Here is a 23,472-nt window from a genome sequence, read left to right as displayed (position 1 = left end):
TCCTTCACCCATTATCCTTGCGAAGCGTCTTCCGCCGCAAACCGCTTGTTCCAATAACTGTTGATCCACCAGACAAATCCGCCGCAAATCATGAAGATAATCGCGGAGGTGATGTAATCGCCAAACAGCGCCACATAGCGGCTGAACGCCAGCGCAATAATCAGGAAAATACCCAACATAAAATCGCGTTTGACGCGCGAGTTGATGCCTTCGTAAATCCGCCAGATTGCGAAGCTGAACAGCAGCAAATTGGCGATCAGCGCGCCGGTGGAACCGAGGCTATCTTCACCGGGATAAAAAAATCCCTGAATGGCATAAATCGCGAAAATCGCCAGCGCAATGGTTTTGATACCGGTCATTTGTTCGCGAATCGGCGTGCGCCAGATGGCCACCGCCAGCGCCGGAATAATTACCATAGCGTCGGGAAAATCGCCGATAGTGCTTTTGAAAAATTCGTCAAATGTGTGCAAAAACAGGATGAACAGCACCGCAGAAAACCCGTAAAATTGCAATTGACGAAGCCATTTTTCGCCAAATTTTCCGTATGCTAAGTTGAGGATTAGCATAATACTTAGCGTCCAGAATAGGATCAGCAAAAAATAATTCGGTGTGCGATAGGCGCTGGTCACTTCCGCAATGTTGAAAATGAACAAATACGTGTTCAAAATATGCGCCGAAAGCAACATGTCGTTCGGCTGTTTGAGCAGCAGCCAGGTCATTCCGGCATACAGAACGATGCCCCAAAACGAAAATTGTTCATTTGGCAACTGCTGGGTGATCCAGAAAAAGAAGAGCAGTTGCACCAGAAAATGATGTAATTTGCTGCGGAAAAATATCGCGACGGGCAGCGCGCCGAGCGTCCACCACAAAATACCGTTCGGGAAATACGCCGAGATGTGAAAAATTTGCGCCTGCAGAAAAATGTTCACACCGAACAGGATACTCGCGAAAAAGAAGGTCAGCTCTGCGGCATCGCGATTATCGCGAAAAAAAAAGCGCAGCCCGAAACCGTATGCTGCCAGCAGCGGCACCAGCCCGAACGCCATGCGAACCGGTACGTTAAAACGGTGCCAGTTTTCGGAAATGATGAGCAGAAAACCCATGCTCACCAGCAAAATCGCCAGTCCGCGCAGCCAAAATCCGCTTTGCAGATACCACGGCGCTTCGCGATCCAGCTCGTAGCGGGCGAATAATTTGGCTGCCTGTTCGCCGGAAATCACGCCGTCGGCAACCCAACTCTGGATTTCATCGCGGAATTGCGGTGATCGTTTTAGGGAGAAGTACATTGGTTGTCACCTTGCTTGTTGGTCAAATGATGATTTTTAGGTCAGACTATTGTCAGGTCTTCCGCAAAAAAATGCTGTTTGACGGCGCCGCCAAAATAATATTCCGGTTGATCGACAGTCAAAAAACTCGTTTCGCCGCCCAACACTTTTTTGCCAAAATCGGTAATGTGTATCGTTTCGTCAATAATTTCGTACAGCGAATTAAGCTGATCGAGATATGCAAAATATTGCAAATCGCCAAAACCAAACCAGGTTTGCCAACGCAGCAATTCGCCGACAATTTGATTGGCGGATTTCGGCTCATTAAACAGCAGGGTTAAGATTTTGTTTTCAATAATATTAAGCCCGTTAAATTTCCCCGGGAAACGATGGAAATGTGCGGCAAAGGCATCGCGCAAATAATTGAATATCGGATGAGGAATGTTGACTTTTTTGGCCAAATCAGCCGGATCTGGCTGGCAGTACAACTGCCAGATGTCATCGGCAAATTGCAAATCAGCAGCGGATAATTCGATCCTGTTTTCATATGCGATTCGTAATTCATCTTCCGGAAATTCGCCCAGCCCGAGCAATTTTTCCGACTGTTGCGAATTGCCAACGCAAATCAGCGAAATGCGGCTGTTTGGCTGCCGGTGGCGATGCAAAAAGCTGCACAACGCCATCAGATTGATCTGGCAAAATAAATCGTATTCGAACCACAGCACCGTTTCATCAAACTGGTTGAACGCGGTAATTTTAGAAAATTCATCGCGGGTCAATTGGAAATATTCTGCTGCGGTAACGGAAGATGTGGTTTCAAAAAAAAGCGCACGCGTCGCCCAAAATGCCTCGCTGGCAACAGATTCGACAACCGGCCCATCGGAAAGCATTTCCCGCCAAACCGCGACATCGCCGGAAATATTCAGCGCAGTCAGGCAGTGTTTGGATGAATCGCCGTTTAAAATATGCAATTGGCTCATTTTGCCATTCCCAATTTTTTGCGCTCGGATCGGCTATAAACTACGATCGCTACCGTGCCGATTACCGTTGGCAACAACCAGTTCACCAGCGTGTTCCCAAATATATTATTGATTGCCGAAAACGCGGTCATCGCTGCGATGTATGAAATCATCATCCGCTGAAAATGTTCAAAATACCACTCTTTTTTAGGAAGGTTGCCGCGCATGCGGACAAATTTTCGGACATCAAACTCACCGGCACCCAAAAATATTGCGCCAAAAACTGTGGCGATGATGCCAAAAGTGGTGCTGCCCGTCATCTGTAGCCAAATACCCCAACCCAGCGTTGTGCCGCCAACAGCAATTCCGATGGCGGCAAAGACGGTATCCATCGTTGTAAATTTGATGTTTTTTCTTTGAGCAAAACGAACGCCGCTAAGCGCCAGGTAAAATCCGAGTACACCGAAAAACGTAATCAGCAAATGACCGATCATGGCACCCGTTGTGACGATAACAATCCATGCCGCAAAATACACTTTCCCGATCGTCCGGTGGGTTTTGCCACCTTTTTTCATAACAAATTGTAACAATCCGGTTCCGGCAACCAAAAATCCTGCGACAGCGTGCAGCAACTTAATCCATTCCATGAAAACCTTTTTCGTTTGAGTGATTGTTTTTGAGCATTCCCCAAAAATCTGCGGTTGCAATTCGGGCAACTGTAACTCATATTTCAGGCTATAATTTATACGAACAAATGTACCATTTGGCTACCTTACGGACAAATTTTTCCGGCGAAAACCGGAAATTTCCGGGTTATTTTGCGTAACAGGTATCAAAAACAGCCAATGGGCAACAAATAGTTCTGATTAACATTGAGGGTGTTCGATGAAATGGTATCGACTGATTTGGGTATTGGCGGGCATTTTTTTGGCGCAGCCCGTTTTGCTTTTTGCGCAGGAAGTTGGCGCGGTGACCGTCACCGCGGAAGATTCCAGCAAAACCGAAAAGGACGACGAGGACGACAAAAAGAAGAAAAAGCCCAAAGGCAAAGCATTTGATGAGGTAATTGAAGATTACGAAAAAATCGAAGGGCTGTTCACGTTTTACAAAAATGATGAAGAGCAAAAAGTGTATGTGGCTGTTTTGCCGGCACAGTTCGACAAATTGTATTTAATGAACATTTCGCGTACCGGCGGCGACGGCTATCTGTTTGACGGCGGTTCGATGCTGCAGGAATTTCCCTTTTTTATTCGCAAATTGGGTAAAAATGTGCAGTTCATCGAGAAAAATTTGCGCTTTCGCGCAGATGAGAGCGCCGCAATCAGCCGGGCGCTGGAACGCGATATTCCCAATTCGCTGTGGGAAAGTGTGAAAATTGAGGGCGAGCCGAACACCGAAACCGGCGCGGTGCTGATTGATGCGTCCGATTTGTTTATTCAGGATATCGCCGATGTCGGCACGCTGTCCGGGCGGTTGAAACTCGGGTTTTCGCTCGATTCCGGCAACAGCTATTTTTCGGAAATCAAATCGTTTCCCCAAAATTCCGAAATTTCCGTAACGCTGCAATTCAAAGGCGGGAAAGAGGAGCGCATCACCACGCTGGTGAATGGCAGCATGACTCACAAATATCATTACAGCATCGCGGAAATGCCCCAAAACAGCAGCTACAAACCGCGCCTCGCGGATGATCGCGTCGGGCATTTCACCACCTATTTTCAGGATTACACATCCGCGCTGCGGGAAGATCCGTATGAGCGATACGTCAATCGCTGGGATCTGGAAAAAGCCGAGCCGAAATTCGACACATCGAAACCCAAAAAACCGATCGTTTTCTGGCTGGAAAACACCATTCCGGTGGAATATCGCGAAGCCGTAAAAGAAGGCGTGCTGCTCTGGAACAGCGCGTTCGAGCGCATCGGATTTAAGGATGCCATCGTTGTAAACCAAATGCCGGACGATGCCGATTGGGACCCGGCGGATGCGCGATACAACACCATTCGCTGGATCGTGATGCCGGGTGCGGCTTACGCAGTCGGGCCGTCGCGGGCGAATCCCGTCACCGGTGAAATTTACGATGCGGATGTGCGCATCAGCGCGGATTTTATCCGCTACATGTATGTGGAAAATGACGAAGTGGTGCAGCCTGCATCGTGGACAAAAGCGACCATCAACGATCTGATGCCGGGCATCAACCCGCCGGACAGCATCGACGCGGAAACGCTGGCGCACACCTGCCAGTACGGACGCGGGTTGGAACACCAGATTCGATTCGGTTATTATCTGTTGCAATCGCGCGGTTTGTTGGAAAATAACAGCGCAGCGCTGGAAAAATATATTCACGATGCGATTGTCAATCTGGTTGCGCACGAAGTGGGGCACACGCTCGGGTTGCGGCACAATTTCAAAGCCAGCGCCATCCATTCGCTGGATGAATTGAGCGACAAAAACTTTGCCCAACAAAACGGGCTTACCGGCTCGGTGATGGATTACACGCCGGTAAACCTCTCGCCAAAAGGTGAAAAACAGGGTGCATATTACCAAACCACGCTCGGTCCGTATGATTACTGGGCGATCGAATATGCCTACAAACCTTACAACGCAAATTCGCCGGAAAGCGAGAAAAAATTCCTGAAAGATATCGCCAAAAAAGTGGGCGAAGCCAACCTGCGTTACGGCACGGACGAGGACGCATTCGGGCTGTCCGTCCGCTCGATCGACCCGACCTGCAACGTTTGGGATATCGGCGACGATCCGCTGGCGTTTTACCAAACCCGCATCCGTCTGACCAACGAGCTGTGGCAAAATATGGGCAAACATTTTGAGAAAGACGGCGAGCGCTACCCGAAATTGCGGCAGGTGTTTTTTCAGGGGATCAACGAATATGCGCTGGCGGGGCTGACGGCCAGCAAATTTATCGGCGGGATTTACCATCGCCGCGATCACATCGGCGATCCGGGCAATCGCCCGCCGTTCGAAGTTGTGCCGGCCAAAAAGCAACGCGAAGCGCTGGATTTTTTGGTGAAGACATTTTTCTCACCCAATTCGTTCGAATTTTCGCCGGAATTGCTCAACAAACTGGCGCCGGATCAGCAGTGGGATTTTGAAGGAACGCCATTTTTGCTCTACCGGCTGGATTTCCCGATTCATGGCTATGTTCAATTATTACAATCGCTTACGCTGTTCCGTTTATATGAACCGTTGGCACTCGTTCGCCTGCAGGATAACGAAGTAAAATTCACCAATGGCGAAACATTTACGATGGCGGAGCAATTCACCAACATCCGTGAGGCGATCTGGCAGGAACTCGCCAACGGGCAAAATGTCAACAGCTATCGCCGGGAATTGCAGCGCATCCATTTGTATGTGCTGGATGAAATTTTGATCAAGCTGCCCGTATTTTTTCCGCACGATGCGGTGACGCTGGCGCGATTTGATCTGACCGAAATCCGTAGCGATATCACCACAGCGCTATCCGCCAGCAATCTGGATGTTTACACCCGGGCGCATTTGCAGGAATCCGCTGCCAAAATTGACGCGCTGCTGAACGCGCAGATGGAACGACGGTTTTAGGGGAATAAGGGTAAAGGATAAAGGATGAAGGATAAATGGAGAAAGTTGAACTTTTTTGTGTAACACGGCATTAGAAAATCTGTGCGAATTTGGCTTTGCCGCAAAGACGCAAAGTTATCAAAGGGAAAAAAACTTCGCGAACGTTACGTCCTTGCGACAAAAAAGAAAAAATCCGCAACATCCGCGAAAACCCGCGGCAGAATCGCAACAAAATAAACGATGGAACGAATCCATAAACCCAGGGAAAACAAATGAATAAAGCCAAAATATTGTGGGTCGATGACGAAGTTGAATTTCTGCAACCCCACATCCTTTTTCTGCGCGACAAGGGATACGATGTTGAAACCGCCACCAACGCGGAAGACGGCATCGAGCTGATCCGCAATCAAAAAGTGGATTTGCTGCTGATCGACGAAATGATGCCCGGACTCGACGGGTTGACCGCTGTTTCGCAAATCAAACAGATCAACCCGGGTTTGCCGATCATCATGATCACCAAAAACGAAGAAGAAAGCCTGATGGAAGACGCCATCGGCGCGCAAATCACCGATTATCTCACCAAGCCGGTGAACCCGAGCCAGATTTTGCTGGCTGCCAAAAAAATCCTCGAATCGCGCAATATCTCGCAGAAAAAATTCACCCGCGATTACATGCAGGAACTCAACAAAATCAACCTGCGGTTGATGGACCGGCTGGAGCCGGAGGACTGGATCGACATTTTTTTGAAGCTATCGACCTGGGATGTGGAACTGGATGCCGTGCCGGACAAAAATCTGCGCGAAATTATCCAGAACCAGCGCCGCGAATGCAACGTGGAATTCGGGAAATACATCGAGCGAAATTACCTCGACTGGGTGAACGCGCCGCGCGATGAGCGACCGACGCTGTCGCACGATATCATCACCAAATATGTGTATCCGGAGCTGAAAGCAGGCAAAAAAGTGGCGTTTTTTGTGATCGATTGTTTGCGGCTGGATCAATGGCTATCGCTCGAACCTTATTTTTATGATTATTACAAAATCCAGAAAGATTACTATTACAGCATTTTGCCGACGGCGACGCCGTATGCCCGGAACGCAATTTTTAGCGGATTGCTGCCCAGCGATCTGGAAAAACGCTACCCGGAAATGTGGGCGCAGGGAGAAGATGATGACAGCAGCCGCAACCGTTACGAGAAGGAATTGCTCTACGATCATCTGCGGTTGTTGGGGCTGAAACTGGACGCTGAACCGCGATATCTGAAGATTATTTCCGCGGAAGAAGGCTACAATTTGGAAAAGAATTTGTCGTCGCACATGAACACGCCGCTGCTGAGCGTGGTGGTCAATTTTGTGGATATTCTGGCGCATAGCCGTTCGGATCTGCCAATCCTGAAACAGATCGCGCCGGACGAGCCGTCCTATCGTTCGCTCACCTGCTCGTGGTTCGAGCATTCGCCGATTTATTCCGTGTTCAAACAGCTGGCGGAGCAGGATGTCACTATTTTTGTCACCAGCGATCACGGGAGCATCCGCTGTATGCGCGGCACCAAAGTGCTCGGCGACCGGGAAACATCCACCAATTTGCGTTACAAATACGGGCGCAATTTGAAGGCAGACAACAAACACGCTTTTTTCATCCACGATCCCGAGGAAGGCAAGTTGCCCAAACGCAACATTAACATGAATTACATTGTGGCGAAGGAAGATTACTACTTCGTTTACCCGACCAACTACCACAAATATTTGTCCTACTACCGGGACAGCTTCCAGCACGGCGGTATTTCGCTGGAAGAAATGGTGCTGCCGGTAATCAAGCTGCAACCAAAGTGAAATGAATTAAAAAGGTAAAAGTAAAAGTTAAAAAAATTAGAAGTCTTTGTTGAAAAAATATTGATGAGATAACCTTAGCTTCAAAGCATTCGCAGTGGTGACAACCAGCAATCGGTTGTCATTCCTGCGAATGCAGGAATCTTCTACGTTCAACTGAACTTAAAATGAGCAAAACAATCCTCAAAAAAACCGTGAATTCCCCCGCGGAAACGGACGAACTGGCCGCTGCTTTTGCCGGACAACTGAAACCCGGCGATGTTGTCGCGCTGTATGGCAATCTCGGTGCGGGAAAAACCCATTTCGTGAAAGCCGTTTGCCGCAAATTGCAGGTGGAAAACGTGGCGACCAGCCCCACTTTTACCATCGTAAACGAATACCAGTGCGATGACGGGCAATTGGTCTATCACTTTGATTTTTATCGAATTGAGCACGTTGCAGAATTGGTGAATCTGGGGCTGGAAGATTATTTTTTCAGCGATAATATTTGCTTCATCGAATGGCCGGAAAAAATCGGTGATCGCCTGCCGAAACAGCGTTACGAAGTGTATTTGGACTTTGTCGAAAACCAGCCAACAACCCGGCTTATCCGGGTTGTTGCTGTTGCGAATTAAAAAATATTGTCTGAGAACCAGAATTCAAAATTCAGATGTATCTTACCGAAATACAATCATTTTTCCCTATTTCAAAATCATCATTTTGCGGGTGAGGCGCACGCTGTTTTCCGCCGTCAATCGATAGAAATACACGCCGGAAGCCAGATTTTTCGCATCGAAATTCAGCGAATAGTGGCCGGCGGCGTAATTTCCGGCGGCGATTGTCGCTACTTTGCGTCCGGTGATATCGAAAACACCCAACTCAATTTTTGCGGATTGCGGCAACTCAAACGCGATGGTCGTGCCCGGATTGAACGGATTCGGGTAATTTTGTGCCAGCGCAAAACTGCGCGCAACGCCGGTTCCCGGCTCAATTGCCAACGGTTCGGTGTATATTAAAACAACTGTATCGCTAATTGCCGGGGATAGCGGATTGCCTTCCGGATCGACCAATTCCAGTACCAGCTCGTTGTTGCCGACTTCGAGCGTATCCAGCCACAATGTATCGGTATTGACCACATTTGCCAGTGGGGAGCCGTTCAATAAAGCGCGAATATAGCCATCGCCATTGGTAGAATCGACCGTAAAATTGGCAACCGTAAATGTAACAGGAACAGGCAGTTGCGTCCACTCGCTGCTGTCCGACGGGCTGGTAATTGCAAAGCTCACCGGCAACGCCTGATAGCCGAGCGAGCCATCGGGATTCAGGTTTTGCGCGTAAATCGCTCCGCCGTCGTTGCGCTCATCGTCCCACGCGCTCATTAGCACATTGTGCGAACTTACCGCGCCAACCAGCGATCCTTTGGAACTGGCGGCATCGGACAACAGCACCGGTTCGTTGCCAACAACATTGCCGTTGCGATCGGTGATCATCGCATACAAATTCATCAAACTGAATGATCCGGACGGACGCCGCAGATAGGTCACATAAATTTCATCGCTGCCGGCGATTGGCGTAAGTCCCTGTATTTCGGGATCTGCAACAGCTAGAAACATTTTGCCGTCGTCCGGCCACAGCCGTTCTCCCTGCGCGGAAAATTTTTGCCCGTAAATCCCGAACACCGATTGCAGCCCGTTTTCCTCAATCCAATATGCGAACAGTTCACCGGTGGCGGGCATAAATGCCAGCGCCGGGGAAATATGGTGCATGCTGCCGAGCGTGCTCGCGCTGATGCCGTTTTCCGCAAATACCGCCGTGCCGGACGAATCGATGTGATGCACAAATGCCTCGAACAAATTGTTGCCGTCGCGATCCGCGTACCAGCTGTAAAACGCGCCGCCGTTGTGATCGCTGATAAGGTGTGGCCACTCGTATCCGGGCAATCCGCTCAAACCGGTGTAAACGCCAACATTGGCGGCATCCCATTTCGGGTTGCCGTCTGCGTCAAATTTTTGGGTAAAAATATCGTTGGTGATCGGGCTGAAAAACGGTCCGGTGTAATCGGTCCAGATGACGATCACATCATCGCCGAGCGCCGGAACTGCGTCGGGATAGGAGAGGTTGTGGCTGGCTGCGGGCTCGATGGTTTTCTCCGTTTCGCCCCACATTTTTTGCCCGTCATTGGACAATTTTTGCATCCCGATATGTTGCTGCGTATCCGAACCCGGCCACACAAACACGTAGTTGCCCGCATCTGTGACCGTCACTTTCGGCGATGCGTTAAAGTCCCCGATGGTGGACAGCTCAACACCGTCCGCGCTCCACACAAAATTCCCGTCGCTGTCGATTTTGTAGGCAAATACGTCCAGATCGGCGCCGTTGCGGACATCCGCAAACACCACGATGGCGTTGTCATCCGCGTCCACTGCCATGTCGTAATCGGTCACGAACGTCATCGACGGTTCATCGCTGACCAGCATGCCGTTGGCTTGCCATTGCGGTTCGCCTTTTTTGTTGATGCGCTGGAGGTAAATTTTATACATCCCGTTGCCGCCGCGCGAATCATACCAACTGATGAACGCGCCGCCATCGGAAGTTGCGCCGATTTTCGGCAGAATTTGTTCGCCCGCGGTATCCGCGATGGCGGTGTTACTGCCCGGCGTATTCACCCACTGCGCAAAACCCGGTAGCGAAAAAAGCAGTGTAATTCCAATAAATACAATTGCTTTGCTGAATGATTTTTTCATGACCTGAACCCGTTTAATTAGCGTAGCTGTTTCTGAAATTTGGCGAGTTTACGAAACCCGGATCAATTACCAAAATACAATTTCGGTGAATGCGCGATTTCACTAACTGCAAATTTATTGTAACAGCAGCATTTTTTGCGAGAGCCGCACGCCGTTTTCTGCGCGCAATTGATAGAAATACACACCGGAAGCCAAATGTGCCGCATCAAAATTCAGCGAATGCGAACCGGCGGCGTATTTCCCGGCGGCGACCGTTGCCACTTTTCGCCCGGCGATGTCGAAAATTGCCAGCTCGATTTCTGCGGATTTCGGCAAATCAAAGGCAATTGTGGTGGACGGATTAAAGGGATTCGGGTAATTCTGGTGCAGCGCAAATCCCTCCGCGACGCTCGCCGGCGGCTCGCCGATGCCCACCGCTTGCAAATCCCGCAATAAAACCGTATCGCCCGGCGCAATCTGGTATAGTTTGGTTGTGGTGGTGGCAAAATAAGTTTCACTATTGGGTAGCTTGTAAAAGCCTGTTACGGTTTCGGGAAAATGAACCAGTTCAGAAAATGTTTGAGCATAATCATCGCTATATTCAATAATATTGCTGTTTTTGGGTATGCGATACACCCTGCCCGATACAGTTGGGTCTGCAATAAATGAATAGTAAACCGGCAGCGGCGTCATAAACTCCCAGCTATCGCCAAAATCTGTGGAGCGAAGAAATTCATTCCGGCTTGGTGCGTCGTTTAAAGCAACGGCATAAAGATGTTGCTCATCTTTGTCAAATGCGATTCTCCGGAATTCCTTAGTTGCGTTGGTATCATTGATTGCGGTAAACGTAACGCCACCGTCTGTGGATTTTTGCAATCCATTATCCCAGTCAAAACCGAAAACAACCTGGTCGTTGAATGGGGAAATTTCTACCAGTGCTTTTTGAAAAGGATTGTTGTAATCGAAATCCCAGTGATGACCGCCGTCTGTGCTTTTCATAAAATTACCGCCGACACTGCCATAAACGAGATAGGGATTTTGCCGGGAAACGCGGATGATGTCTACATAACCGATCCAAAGAATCGGCACAATCGAATCTGGTAAAAACACAACCGGGCTTGGGCTTCGATCGTTTTCTGTGGCAAACCAGTAGGACAAATGACCTCCGGCAACATACTGTTGCGGATCATTGTTTCTGAAACCCAAACTGGTAACGCCTTTTCCCCGCGACCCCATAAACGGATCATCCGATGAATAATCCTCCAAAAACAAGCTGTCTGCACCGGTTGTCAAATTCCATAAATAAATGTGGTTGTAAGTGGCCGTTGCGTTTCCGCTGGAAAAATGTCGGTATTTCCGGTAAATCAAAACGGTGTCACCGACATTTGTTTGCAGACCGCTCAGTTCGGTAAAGGTATAGTTTTGTTGCCCGAAAACCGGCACCATCAACACCGCGAGAAAAACCAGTATCATCCGTTTCATGATACCCTCCTGTAAAATTTTGTGATAGGTTGGTTTACTTCAGCAGCAGCATTTTTCGGGCAATCTGCGTGCTGGATTTTGTCTGCAATCGATAAAAATATACTCCAGTGGATAGATTTTCAGCGTTGAATGTTACGGTGTGCGAACCGGCGGCGTATTTCCCGGCGGCGACCGTTGCCACTTTTCGCCCGGCGATGTCGAAAATTGCCAGCTCGATTTCTGCGGACTTCGGCAAATCAAAGGCAATTGTGGTGGACGGATTAAAGGGATTCGGGTAATTCTGGTGCAGCGCAAATCCCTCCGCGACGCTCGCCGGCGGCTCGCCGATGCCCACCGGATCGAGCATTTTCAGCACGGTCGTATCCGTCGGGGAGATTTCGTAAATTTTGGATGTGGTGGCCGCGTAAAGCAGGTCGCTGGCAGGTTTTTTGTACAGATTGAGAATTTCGCCGGAAAGCGTGCGATATGGCAAAAACGTTGTGCCGCCGTCCGTGCTGCTGTGAATGGAATCATCGCGCCAAGAATACAGCGTTTCCGGATTATCGGGATCGGGAATTACAAAAAATGGCGCGTTATTATGGTAAACAAACTGCCAGTTTTCACCCGCATCGGTCGATTTCCAAATACGCTCATAATATCCTGTTGCTGCGTACAGCACCAGGCTATCATTGGTAAAGATGACGTTAAGATTTCCGTCCAACCCAACAAAGAATGGTTTAACCACGTAATAACTATTTCCCCCATCGGTCGATTTTACCATATCGTCAAATTGCGACGGACCAGTAGCAGAACCGAACAGGATATTTTCATCGAACGGCGAAACGCGTAAATTGCTTATTTGGTTTATAATTTTCGGGTCGCCAAATGAATCCGATTCCCAACTGTAACCACCGTCATTGCTGCGGAAAAAGCCAAAGCCATACCATCCTTCGAGATAAACCCGCTGCGGATTTGCTGTTGATACCTCAACATTCTCACCCACACCAAGCCAAATCGAAAAAGTTGTATCCGGGAGAAAGACCTGTATAACCGGATCAATATCTGAAAAAGCGCCGGTGGCGATATAGTTTGACGGATCATTATTGATCCACTCAATATCTTCTAAAATAAGGGCCTCAAAATCACCGAACGTATTGATGCCATAATAACTTTCAAGAAACAGCGTATCGCTAGCGTTGGCTAAGTCCAGATGAAACATGTCGTTACGCTGGTAATCCCAGAAGCCGTCATCCACCTCCTCATACACCCGGTAAAACAAATGGGTGTTGCCGAGGCTGTCTTCCATGCCCCGGAGACCGGTGAAATAGCGACCGTTTTGTCCGGATGCGATTGAGAGCGCCCCGAAAATTATCAGGAAAATCGTTTGGCGAAGCATTATTCCGCTCCTAAATTTTTGCTTTACATTCTTTGATTGGGCAGATCTAAATTACGGTAGATTTTCGATGTGTTCAATAAATAAATCACAAATAAAGTTGAAAACGGTTCAGGGAGTTCGGGATGAATTTTTCAGATAAACAATTGAGCGAAATTGTTCAGCAATTGGTTGGGCAACACGGCGAGGAACAGCGGCAGCGCATCGAAACCGGTGTGCGACAGGCCGCGCAACGCTGGCGCGAGAGCGACGGCGATTTTCCGGCTTTCGCGGAATTTTGCGGGCAGCATTTTGTGTCCGACAGCGCATTGCTGGACGAGGTGTTCACCCGGTTCCAGCGCAATCTGGAATCGCTGATGGGCAATTTGCACAAAGCCTATCGCCAGTTCAACTGGCCACTGCATGTGGACACCGGCGACCTGCTGAAAGTGGATCAACTGTTCGCCAATTTCGACATGTTCGCGCATGTGGTTTCGGACATGTTCGCTACCAAACTGGCGTTTGTCGCGCTGCTCAATTTTCCGCTGGAAACGCTGGAAAACAAAAGCCGCGACGGCGAAAACTGGAGCCGCCGCAAATGGGCGGAAATCCGGCTGGCGGAGCTGTTCGCGGACCGCGTTCCGGGTGAAGTAAAGCAAAAACATACAACAGCTTACACCGCAGCGGAAGAGTATGTGTATCACTATAATATTTATGCCGGAAACTTACGCGATGCGGACGGAAAACCGCTGTTTCCGGAAACGCTGAAGCTGATCAGCCATTGGGGATTGCGCGACGAAATTAAAGGGCAATACGCCAATCCCGACGGGCTGGCGAAACAGGAATTGTTGCACACGGTGATGGAACGGATTATCGCGCAGGAAATTCCCCGGCAGGTGGTGGACAATCCCAAAGTGGTCTGGCATCCGCACAGCAACGCACTGTTCGATCCGCACGGGAAACAACTGGACGCCGCGCCGGAAGCCAACGCCCGATACGAAACGCTGCTGAAAACCTTTCACGCGGAACAATTGATCGATCCGTACACGCCGGATACGCCATCGCTGATCGACCGCAGATTTCAGCAAAACCGGGAAATTCTGGAAGACGAAGTGGAAGCGGTGCTCATCGAAGTGCTCTCTGCGCCGGTGCTCAAAAACATTGCACAATTGATTTCCCAACGATTGAAACGTGACCTGCAACCGTTCGATATCTGGTACACCGGACTGAAATCCGGCGGCGATATTCGCGAGGACGAACTGGACGAGCTGGTCAGCAAACGCTACCCGAATGTGGACGCGTTCCAGAAAAAAATGGACGGCGTGCTGGAATCGCTCGGATTTACGGCATCGCGGGCGAAATATCTGCAAAATTACATCGCGGTGGATGCATCGCGCGGTGCCGGACATGCGCTGGGCGCAAAAATGCGCTGGGATAAAGCGCACCTGCGCACCCGCGTTCCCCGCGGCGGGATGGATTACAAAGGATTCAACACCGCAATGCACGAACTCGGACACACCGTGGAGCAGGTGTTCACGTTGAACGATATCGATTTTTACACGCTGGAAGGCGTACCGAACACCGCATTTACCGAAGCGTTCGCATTTGTTTTTCAGGGTCGCGATCTGGATGTGTTGGGCAAAACCGCCGCATCTGCCAAAAGCGATACCGCCGTGTTGCACGAGTTGTGGCAAACCGCGGAAATTGCCGGTGTTTCGCTGCTGGATATGCGCATCTGGCGCTGGCTGTATGCCAATCCCGGTGCGGACGCGGCAGCGCTGAAAACTGCGGTGATCGAACTCGCCACAAATATCTGGAATGAATTTTTCGCCCCGAATTTCGGCGTAAAAGATAGTCCGCTGCTGGCGATTTATTCGCATATTTTTTATTGCGGCATGTATATTCCGGATTACGCGATCGGGCACATCATCGCGTATCAGATCAATCATTTTTTGCGCGATAAAAATCTGGCCATCGAAATGGAGCGGATGTGCAAACTCGGGCGCATCGCACCACAAGTGTGGATCCGTCAGGCGGTTGGCGAAGCCGTTTCCGCAAAACCGATGATCGCAGATGCCGAAACAGCGATAGCCGCACTGAAACAGCAAACAAACGCCTGACCGCGCAACAATTTTCGTTTTGCTGCGTTAATAAAATTTGTGGTTGGATAACAATTTCAAAGGAATTTTATGCACATTCGATGGCTACTGCTGAGCATCACCATTTTCGGTGCGTTCCTCGCCTGCAGCGACGGCGACGCCCGGAAAATTAAACTCGCGGATGTGGCGGATGGCGAATCTGCCGCAAATGCCCGTGCCAGCGTGGTGCGCCTCGCCGAAAATGAGCAGCGTGCCATTGCCATCGTCGCATTTCATAACAATTCCAAAGATCACTCGTTGAACTGGCTGTGTCGCGGACTGGCGGATATGCTCCGCACGGAACTCAGCCAATCGCCGTATCTCAGCGTTTTCCAGCTTGCCCAAACCGGGGAAAATCTTATTGCAACCAGCGATTCCGCCGCATCAATCGCCAGCGAATTGTTCGCTGCGCGGGAGGCACAGGCGGAAATTTTGCTCACCGGAAAATTCAGCCGCGAAGCCAACCGACTCATAATCCACACCGAAATGATTGATGTCCTTTCCGGACAAGTCGTTCGGCGTGTTGCCGTTCAGGGCGAAAGTTTGGAACGCATTTTTTCGATGGTCGATGAGCTTTCCCAAAAAGTGCACGGCGACCTGCGGGATGGCACCGGGGAATTCGCCGATTCCCGGTTGGAACTGGCAGATATGACCCGGTCGATCGAGGCGTTTCGCTGCTATTCCGAGGCATTGGCGAATCGCGATAAATTGCTGTTTGTGGAAGCGGAACAATGCCTGAAAGACGCCATTGCATATGATAGCACATTTGCGATGGCCTATTTGCGCATGGCGCAAATCAAACGCTCGCTGATGGATTCGGATGAGTTCAAATATTATTTCGGCAAAGTGAAGCAGTATTCGCACAAGCTCGGCGAATCGGATTTGGTGTTTGTTGAGTTACTGGAAGAATCTTTCAAACGGGATTATCGTGCCTATTCCCATACGCTGAAAAATGCTGTAAAACGCAATCCCTCAAACATCGAGCTGCGATTGGAACTGGCGCAATTTTATGCAAATATCGGCAATCTGAACGATGCACTGATGTCTTTCGAAACGGTTTTGGCAAAAGATCCCGGTCACGCGAACACCCTAAATTTGATGGGTTACCTGTTTGCTAAACGCGGCGATTTTACAACTGCGCTGCAATATATCGAAAAATACAAAGCCGCCCGCCCGGATGAACCGAATCCATTCGACAGCAAAGGCGAAATTTTGATGCGTGCCGGTCGGTTGGACGAAGCCGTTGAAGAATTTAACGTGGTGATGCGCCGCTGGCCGCAGTTTTTCTTCACTGCGCTGCGACTCGCCGAAATTGCTGTAGAAAAAGGCAATATGGCAGAAGCGCTGCACTATTCGGATTATTCAGTCGAACATGCACCCAGCACTCAGGTGAAACTGCATACCAAAGTCTATCGCGCGCTGATTTATTGGCGATTTGGTCAACCGGAGGTTGCTGCCCGCATCTTTAGCGAGGTGCTAAATGCACAGCCCACCGAAGTTTACCCGATGATGCTGGCGGCAGAGCTATACAAAAGCCTCGGCGATAGCCTGCAAGCGGAGCGATTGGAGCAAACCGCTTTCCGGCATTTTGAGGCAAAATTGCTCAACCAGCCACCCGATGTGGAGTTGATCAACAGTTTCCTGAGTTTCAGTTTTTCAACTCAAAGCATTCCGCCGGAAAAACTGGTAACGTTGCTGGAGCATATTGAGCCGAAAATGGCGGCTTCGGATCTTCAGACACTTTTACGTTTTTCTCTGGGATATAACTACCTCCGCGCCGGAAACCGCGACGCAGCGCACCGCCTTTTTGCCGATCACGGCGAAGTGCTGATCGATCTGTTCACCATGAAATACAACAACGGTTGGGGCAGCGGTTGGAAATACATCATCGAAACAATGGATTACGAAGCAACCGTGAAGCCGGAAAATAACCCGTTTATCCAGCGATTATTGGAAATTGCCCGCTCCACCGACCGGAAAGATTTACAATATTTGAGCAAATTGCTCCGCGCACGGATTTACGAGCAGCAGGAAAACATTCCCGCTGTGCAAAAAGAATTTCGCGATTTGGGCATGCCAATGGAATACCAATGGGATCTCGCCGGACCATTTTCAGGCAAAACGGAATCGCCATTCAATTACGCTTTTCCGCCGGAAATGCGCCAAAAAACCCAGTCCGATCATATTTTTAACGGAAAAGCGCACCCCTGGCAGCCCGCAAACGACGGCTATCTGGATGGATACGTCAATTTGCAGGCACAATTTCAGCCATACACCTGGGCGGTTGCCTACGCTTGGACTTATGTTTACGCATCTGAAGAACAGAAAGTGCAAATCCGTTTGGGCACAGATGAAACCTGCAAACTATGGCTGAATGACGATTTGATTTGGCAACATTATTTGAAAGAAGATGCCAAGCTGGATCGCGATTTAGTAACCGTTGTGCTACGTCCCGGGTACAATAAATTGCTGCTCAAAATCACGAATACAGATTTTGATTGGGGCTTTTATTTACGCATCACCGGCGAAAACGGTGACGGGTTACCGGGCATCAGCTTCCATTCGCCAGCGGATGTTCATCAAAATTTATCTGCAAATTGAATACCGACACGAGAATTACTGTTTTTCCCTCCACATTTCCTCGCAAAAGTGATCATTTTTTTTACACTTTTTGATAGTCTTCTTAAAGGGCTTCTCGAATGATTTCTAACGATTTGAAATTCAGACGCAAGTGATATCTTTATCAAACCAACTATTTAGGTGATACGACAAATTTATTATTGCCGATAATAGTATGTTGGTAGGATATTTGCTACAATCAAATTGGCTAAAATCTTTGATAACCTAAATGGAATCATTGCTTTGGCTGGATGGGTTTGGTATATTTTCCTTAATTCAACAAAGTACACAGGAGTGGTTGATGAAGGCATTGGGATATTGCTTAACATTAATTTTTATGATGACCGTTGCAGGAGGCATGACAAATAGTGTGTTTGCCCAAAAAGCAACGGCTGAGCGCATCGCTCAAATTACACCGCCACAGTCGGTTCTGGAATATAAGGACGGTGCCCGGCAAGTAACACTTTCGGGCGATTTGCTGTTTATCACCAATTTTTGGGCAGGATTACAAGTTGTTGATATTTCTGATATTAGAAATCCAAAACAACTCGCCGTTTTTCCGTCGGAAGATGAATCCTACGCAACATTTGTCCGCGATAACCGGGCATATGTTGCCAACCATTCATCGGGTGTGATCATCTATGATTATAGCGATGCCACACATATCCATCGGATTGCAGGCATCAAATTACCCGGAAACGCATATGATGCATTTGTTGAGGGGCAGCAGTTATATGCGGCAATGGGCGATTCCGGATTTGCAATCGTAGACATCGCCGATGTAACGGCGCCGGTCATCCGGCACATCAGAACACCGGGAAAATGGATTCAGCAAACCACCGTTCAGGACGGTAAACTGTATGCGGCAGCCAAAAACAACGGACTGCTGATTTTCGATTTGTCCGGTAGCGAACCCCAACAAATCGGTCAACTGCGCACCAATTTTAACACAATGATGGTTCAGGTTGAAAGCCCTTACGTATATATGGCAGAAGGACCCGGCGGACTCACCATCGCGGACATTTCCACGCCGGAATCCCCGGTGATCGTTAGTCAGTTTGGCAAAGGCGGCTTTGTTGGCAGCATTCACAAATCCGGCAGCTATGTCTATTTGGCAAATCGAAATTCCGGATTGCGAATTGTGAATGTTAACGATCTCGCCAAACCGTTCCTCGAAGGCCAGTTTTCGACCGAGGGTATCAGCTACGGCGTTTACAAACGGGATGTGTATGTGTTCCTCGCTGCCAACAATCACACAGAAATTTTACGGCACAACAACAGCCCGCGTCTGGCAGACCTCACCGATATGCAATTGAAAGAAAATGAACTGTTTACGATTCAATTGGATGCTACCGAACCGGATGGCGACGCGTTTGTGTATCAGGCATTTAATCTGCCGGAAGGTGCCACATTTGACGACCAAACCGGCACATTTTTGTGGACACCCACATTTGAGCAATCGGGAACATACAACGATCTCGTTTTCCGGATTGTTGAGCAAACCGAATCCGAATTGAGCGCCAGCGATACGATTGCGCTGAACGTTGCGCATGTCAATCGCAATCCGGATTTACCACGTCCCCCGGATGCCGGCATTGCGGAAAACCAGTTGCTTACTTTTACGTTGGAAGCCGGGAGCGATCCCGATGTGGAAGATCAGCAACGGCTCAACTATTATGCCGAAAATTTACCGGAGGGTGCAACGTTTGATCCGGCAACCCGCACTTTTTCGTGGACACCCACATTCGAGCAATCGGGCAGTTACGTCGTCGATTTTTTGATGGAAGACGGCGCAGGCGGCATCGATCGCGAAACCACAACGTTGCAAATTCAACATGTGGATCGTCCGCCGGTTTTGGATGCAATTGCCGCACAATCGATTCCCGAAAACGAGATGCTCGTTGTGCAAGTATCCGGCAACGAGCCGGATAGCGAAGACCAGAACGCCGTTGCTTTCCGGGCGGAAAATTTACCGGCCGGTGCAGCGTTCGATCCGGCAACTCGCACATTTTCGTGGACACCAACATTTGACCAATCCGGTAATTATGCGGACATCCGAATGATCATGACCGCCGGAAACCTCAGCGATACAACAAGTTTCGATATCGTGGTTACGCATGTAAACCGCACGCCGGTTCTCGATCAAATTATGGCACAGCAAGTTGATGAAAATCAATCGCTTACATTTTCTATCAGCGGCAGTGATCCCGATGTGGAAGATGACGGAAAGTTGACTCTCTCCGCCGAAAATTTGCCGGTCGGCGCAACATTTGATCCGGCAACCCGCACATTTTCGTGGACGCCCACATTCGAGCAATCCGGCAGCTACGATGTCCGGTTCGCGGTTACTGATCCGTCTGGGTTGGTTGCAGATCAGCAGGTGGCAGTGACGGTCAATCACGTCAATCGTGCACCGGTAATTGTGGAAGCCGCCGCACAGCAAATTGACGAAAACCAGCCGCTGCAGTTCAGCCTTTCCGCCAGTGATCCCGATACGGAAGACAGCGGGAAGCTGGTATTTTCCGCAATTTCGCTGCCCGAAGGTGCGACGTTGGATGCCACATCCGGCGCGTTTTCGTGGACACCCACATTTGACCAATCGGGTGAATATCCGGTAACTTTTGTTGTCAGCGATGGCGAATACAGCGATTCTACATCAACCGTTATTCAGGTGAAACATGTGAATCGCGTGCCGGAACTTGCGGCAATTTCTGCGCAGCAAGTTGATGAAAATCAGACACTTACATTTACAGTAACAGCCAGCGATCCCGACACGGAAGATGCCGGAAAATTGAAGCTATCGGCAAACAGTTTGCCTGTCGGCTCAACATTTGACGATGCAACCGGCACTTTCACCTGGCTGCCGACGTTCGAGCAATCGGGTGAATATTCCATCACATTTTCGGTGATCGATCCCGCCGGACTGAGCGCACAGCAAGTTGCCGCCGTTACAGTAAACCATGTGAACCGCATGCCGGCACTTGCCGCCGTTGCCGCCGCAACTGTTGATGAAAATCAGCCGTTGGGCATCGCGCTTTCCGGCAGTGATCCGGATACGGAGGACGCCGGGAAGCTGGTTTACAGCATCGCAAATTTACCCGCCGGTGCCCAGTTGGATGCCGCAACCGGACAATTCAATTGGACACCCTCGTTTGAGCAGTCCGGCTCGTATGCGCTCACTGCGGTTGTCAGCGATCCGGCAGGTGCCAGCGCTGAGCAGCCGGTGAATATCACTGTTAATCATGTGAATCGTGCCCCGGAATTTGCGGCGGTTTCGTCCGCATCCGGCGATGAAAACCAACCGCTGAATGTCACTTTCAGCGCCAGTGATCCTGATGCGGAAGATGCCGGAAAGCTGCGCTACAGCGCGGAAAATTTACCCGCCGGCGCAGTGCTCAATCCCGAAAACGGCGCACTGAGCTGGACGCCGACGTTTGAGCAAAGCGGTGAATATTCCATCACGATTTCTGTGAACGATCCGGTTGGCGCCAGCGATTCAGAAACTGCGACAATCAGCATCCGGCACGTCAATCGTCCGCCGGTTTTGGCTGAACCTGCCGCACAAACCGCAACAGAAGATGAATCGTGGAGCACCCAATTGCCGGAAGCCAGCGATCCCGATACGGAAGATGCCGGAAAATTGGCATATTCAATGTCTAATTTGCCTGCCGGTGCATCATTCGATGCGGCCAGCCGCACTGTTTCCTGGAAACCCGATTTCAACCAGAGCGGCAGTCATTCGCTTACTTACGCGGTTAGCGATGGCAGTGCCGAAGTAACTGTAAATGTTGCAGTTACGGTTGAGAATGTTAATCGCCAGCCGAGCCTGAACGCTCCCGGTGAACAACAAATTACTGAAGGTGAATCGCTGCAATTCCGTTTGGAAGGTAACGATCCCGATTCTGAAGACAACGGCAAATTGCAATACAGCGCAGCCACGATGCCGCCCGGTGCCAATCTTGATGCTAACTCCGGCGAATTCAGTTGGACACCCGGCGATGATCAGCAGGGCACCTATCGTATCGATTTTGTGGTGAAAGATGCCGCCGGGCTGCAGGCATCGCAAACGGTGACCATCGTTGTTGTGGACAAACCGGCGCCACCGGCACCGCCGCAATCTGGAAATGAATGATTGTATCAAAATAATTTGAGTGAATGATGATTGATTTTGAGAAAATCTGGCAGGAATATCACGATCAGCTGCACGGTTTTGTGCAAAAACGCGTTTCCGATGCCGCTGTTGCGGAGGATATCGTGCAGGATATTTTTCTGAAAATATTTGAGAAAACCGATTCGCTGAGTGATATAACACATTTAAAAAGCTGGATTTATCAGATCTCCCGAAATGCAATTATCGACCATTATCGAACCCGGAAAATTCCGGCAGAGTTGTCAGAACATCTGCCGGAACCGGATTCTGAAAAAAGTGATGCTGCCCGTCAGGAAATCGCTGAATGCCTCAAGCCGATGATGCTGATGTTGCCAAAAAACTACCGGGAACCGGTGTGGATGGCCGACCTGATGGGATTACCGCAAAAAGAAATTGCCCAAAAACTCAATCTTTCCCTCTCCGCAACCAAATCGCGCATTCTGCGTGGTCGCGAGTTATTGAAACAGATTTATCTCGCCTGCTGCCGCGTGATCGTCGATCCAACCGGCAATATTTACGATTACGAACGCAACGATTGCGAAAAATGCTGATTTTTCAAAAAATGTTGCGTCTTTTGGAAAGCTCTTTCGTCTTACGCAGTGAACAATAACCAAAAAAAGGAGCTTTACAGATGCAATTGAAAAATGATCAAATTCGCGAGGCAGTGCGGGAAAATTATGCGAAAATTGCCCGGTCCGAACAAACGGGCTGCGGTTCTTCCGGCTGTTGCGAACCCACCATACAAATTAATCCGGATCAAATTTCCCAACAATTGGGCTACTCAGCGGACGAACTCGGCAGTGTGCCAGATGGCGCAAATTTGGGTCTCGGTTGCGGAAATCCGCAGGCGATAGCTGCACTGAAAAGCGGCGAAACCGTGCTCGATTTGGGCAGCGGTGCCGGATTCGATTGTTTTCTGGCGGCACGCGCCGTTGGCGAAAGCGGTGCTGTTATCGGTGTGGACATGACGCCGGATATGATCAGCAAGGCACGCCAAAATGCTGAAAATGCTGGATTTACGAATGTTGAATTCCGGTTGGGCGAAATCGAACATTTGCCATTGGCAGACGCAACAGTTGATGTGATTATTTCCAACTGCGTGATCAATTTGTCACCGGAAAAAGAGCAGGTTTTTCGGGAATCGTTCCGGGTGCTGAAGCCCGGCGGAAGACTGGCGATTTCCGATGTGGTCGCAACGGCGACGCTGCCGGATCATATCAAAAATGATTTGGCGATGTATTCCGGTTGCGTTTCCGGCGCATCCACGGTCGATTCGCTGGAGAAAATGCTGGCAGCGGTTGGATTTGAAGATGTCCGGCTGCAACCGAAAGATGAGAGCCGCGAATTTATCCGCGAATGGGTGCCCGGTTCAGCAATTGATAATTATGTGCTTTCGTCAACCATCGAAGCGGTAAAGCCGTTGTAACA

14 protein-coding genes are annotated in these 23,472 nt (G+C 49.6%); 8 read left to right on the top strand and 6 right to left on the bottom strand.

Annotation, left to right across the window (positions count from 1 at the left end):
* Positions 1-11: 11 nt before the first annotated feature.
* From H6629_06395 to H6629_06385, 3 genes are read right to left on the bottom strand one after another with little or no spacing between them, the layout of a single operon-like run.
* Entirely contained in the window at positions 12-1,286 is a 1,275-nt protein-coding gene (locus H6629_06395; protein ID MCB9067422.1) for a DUF2157 domain-containing protein, read from the bottom strand.
* Between the two features lie 41 nt (positions 1,287-1,327).
* Positions 1,328-2,245, bottom strand: coding sequence for a DUF1835 domain-containing protein (locus H6629_06390; protein ID MCB9067421.1), 918 nt, complete (start codon positions 2,243-2,245; stop codon positions 1,328-1,330).
* Positions 2,242-2,871 (bottom strand): hypothetical protein, encoded by a 630-nt coding sequence (locus H6629_06385; GenBank protein ID MCB9067420.1) that lies wholly within the window; start codon positions 2,869-2,871, stop codon positions 2,242-2,244. The genes H6629_06390 and H6629_06385 overlap by 4 nt, the downstream gene beginning before the upstream one ends.
* Positions 2,872-3,109: 238 nt before the next feature.
* On the opposite strand from H6629_06385, the gene H6629_06380 reads away from it, so the two are divergent.
* The 3 genes from H6629_06380 (at position 3,110) to tsaE (ending at position 8,216) form a co-directional block, all read left to right on the top strand.
* The gene (locus H6629_06380) at positions 3,110-5,794 is read left to right on the top strand and encodes a zinc-dependent metalloprotease (GenBank protein MCB9067419.1); all 2,685 of its coding nucleotides are present in this window, start codon (positions 3,110-3,112) and stop codon (positions 5,792-5,794) included.
* A 251-nt stretch (positions 5,795-6,045) separates the two neighbouring features.
* Positions 6,046-7,605, top strand: coding sequence for a response regulator (locus H6629_06375; protein MCB9067418.1), 1,560 nt, complete (start codon positions 6,046-6,048; stop codon positions 7,603-7,605).
* A 164-nt stretch (positions 7,606-7,769) separates the two neighbouring features.
* Positions 7,770-8,216 (top strand): tRNA (adenosine(37)-N6)-threonylcarbamoyltransferase complex ATPase subunit type 1 TsaE, encoded by a 447-nt coding sequence (gene tsaE, locus H6629_06370; protein MCB9067417.1) that lies wholly within the window; start codon positions 7,770-7,772, stop codon positions 8,214-8,216.
* A 66-nt stretch (positions 8,217-8,282) separates the two neighbouring features.
* Here tsaE and H6629_06365 read toward each other — a convergent pair whose 3' ends face one another.
* The 3 genes from H6629_06365 to H6629_06355 form a co-directional block, all read right to left on the bottom strand.
* Positions 8,283-10,325: a T9SS type A sorting domain-containing protein gene (locus H6629_06365; GenBank protein ID MCB9067416.1), complete on the bottom strand. Its 2,043-nt coding sequence runs from the start codon at positions 10,323-10,325 to the stop codon at positions 8,283-8,285.
* Between the two features lie 114 nt (positions 10,326-10,439).
* On the bottom strand, positions 10,440-11,786 hold the full coding sequence (locus tag H6629_06360) for a T9SS type A sorting domain-containing protein (GenBank protein MCB9067415.1): 1,347 nt from the start codon (positions 11,784-11,786) through the stop codon (positions 10,440-10,442).
* Between the two features lie 34 nt (positions 11,787-11,820).
* Positions 11,821-13,161 (bottom strand): T9SS type A sorting domain-containing protein, encoded by a 1,341-nt coding sequence (locus H6629_06355; protein MCB9067414.1) that lies wholly within the window; start codon positions 13,159-13,161, stop codon positions 11,821-11,823.
* 122 nt (positions 13,162-13,283) lie between these two features.
* On the opposite strand from H6629_06355, the gene H6629_06350 reads away from it, so the two are divergent.
* The 5 genes from H6629_06350 to H6629_06330 all read left to right on the top strand — a co-directional run bounded on the left by H6629_06350 (position 13,284) and on the right by H6629_06330 (position 23,470).
* Positions 13,284-15,257: a hypothetical protein gene (locus tag H6629_06350; GenBank protein MCB9067413.1), complete on the top strand. Its 1,974-nt coding sequence runs from the start codon at positions 13,284-13,286 to the stop codon at positions 15,255-15,257.
* Positions 15,258-15,326: 69 nt separating this feature from the next.
* Positions 15,327-17,876: a tetratricopeptide repeat protein gene (locus tag H6629_06345; protein ID MCB9067412.1), complete on the top strand. Its 2,550-nt coding sequence runs from the start codon at positions 15,327-15,329 to the stop codon at positions 17,874-17,876.
* Between the two features lie 376 nt (positions 17,877-18,252).
* Positions 18,253-22,026: a tandem-95 repeat protein gene (locus tag H6629_06340; protein MCB9067411.1), complete on the top strand. Its 3,774-nt coding sequence runs from the start codon at positions 18,253-18,255 to the stop codon at positions 22,024-22,026.
* Positions 22,027-22,052: 26 nt separating this feature from the next.
* Positions 22,053-22,595 carry an RNA polymerase sigma factor SigZ gene (gene sigZ / locus H6629_06335; GenBank protein MCB9067410.1) on the top strand — a complete coding sequence of 181 codons (543 nt, stop codon included), beginning with the start codon at positions 22,053-22,055 and terminating at the stop codon, positions 22,593-22,595.
* A gap of 80 nt (positions 22,596-22,675) precedes the next feature.
* Positions 22,676-23,470: an arsenite methyltransferase gene (locus H6629_06330; protein MCB9067409.1), complete on the top strand. Its 795-nt coding sequence runs from the start codon at positions 22,676-22,678 to the stop codon at positions 23,468-23,470.
* The last annotated feature ends 2 nt before the right edge of the window (positions 23,471-23,472 follow it).

The sequence above is a fragment of the Calditrichia bacterium genome (assembly GCA_020634975.1).
Classification (GTDB): Bacteria; Calditrichota; Calditrichia; order RBG-13-44-9; family J075; genus JACKAQ01.
The sequence above is the reverse complement of the archived record's forward strand: the minus strand, read 5'-3'. Positions and strand labels throughout refer to the sequence as shown.

What these genes read in the sequence shown, in the direction of transcription:
- H6629_06395 (MCB9067422.1), bottom strand. Translation starts at nt 1,286, where the DNA reads ATGTACTTCTCCCTAAAACGATCACCGCAATTCCGCGATGAAATCCAG.
- H6629_06390 (MCB9067421.1), bottom strand. Translation starts at nt 2,245, where the DNA reads ATGAGCCAATTGCATATTTTAAACGGCGATTCATCCAAACACTGCCTG.
- H6629_06385 (MCB9067420.1), bottom strand. Translation starts at nt 2,871, where the DNA reads ATGGAATGGATTAAGTTGCTGCACGCTGTCGCAGGATTTTTGGTTGCC.
- H6629_06380 (MCB9067419.1), top strand. Translation starts at nt 3,110, where the DNA reads ATGAAATGGTATCGACTGATTTGGGTATTGGCGGGCATTTTTTTGGCG.
- H6629_06375 (MCB9067418.1), top strand. Translation starts at nt 6,046, where the DNA reads ATGAATAAAGCCAAAATATTGTGGGTCGATGACGAAGTTGAATTTCTG.
- tsaE (MCB9067417.1), top strand. Translation starts at nt 7,770, where the DNA reads ATGAGCAAAACAATCCTCAAAAAAACCGTGAATTCCCCCGCGGAAACG.
- H6629_06365 (MCB9067416.1), bottom strand. Translation starts at nt 10,325, where the DNA reads ATGAAAAAATCATTCAGCAAAGCAATTGTATTTATTGGAATTACACTG.
- H6629_06360 (MCB9067415.1), bottom strand. Translation starts at nt 11,786, where the DNA reads ATGAAACGGATGATACTGGTTTTTCTCGCGGTGTTGATGGTGCCGGTT.
- H6629_06355 (MCB9067414.1), bottom strand. Translation starts at nt 13,161, where the DNA reads ATGCTTCGCCAAACGATTTTCCTGATAATTTTCGGGGCGCTCTCAATC.
- H6629_06350 (MCB9067413.1), top strand. Translation starts at nt 13,284, where the DNA reads ATGAATTTTTCAGATAAACAATTGAGCGAAATTGTTCAGCAATTGGTT.
- H6629_06345 (MCB9067412.1), top strand. Translation starts at nt 15,327, where the DNA reads ATGCACATTCGATGGCTACTGCTGAGCATCACCATTTTCGGTGCGTTC.
- H6629_06340 (MCB9067411.1), top strand. Translation starts at nt 18,253, where the DNA reads ATGACAAATAGTGTGTTTGCCCAAAAAGCAACGGCTGAGCGCATCGCT.
- sigZ (MCB9067410.1), top strand. Translation starts at nt 22,053, where the DNA reads ATGATTGATTTTGAGAAAATCTGGCAGGAATATCACGATCAGCTGCAC.
- H6629_06330 (MCB9067409.1), top strand. Translation starts at nt 22,676, where the DNA reads ATGCAATTGAAAAATGATCAAATTCGCGAGGCAGTGCGGGAAAATTAT.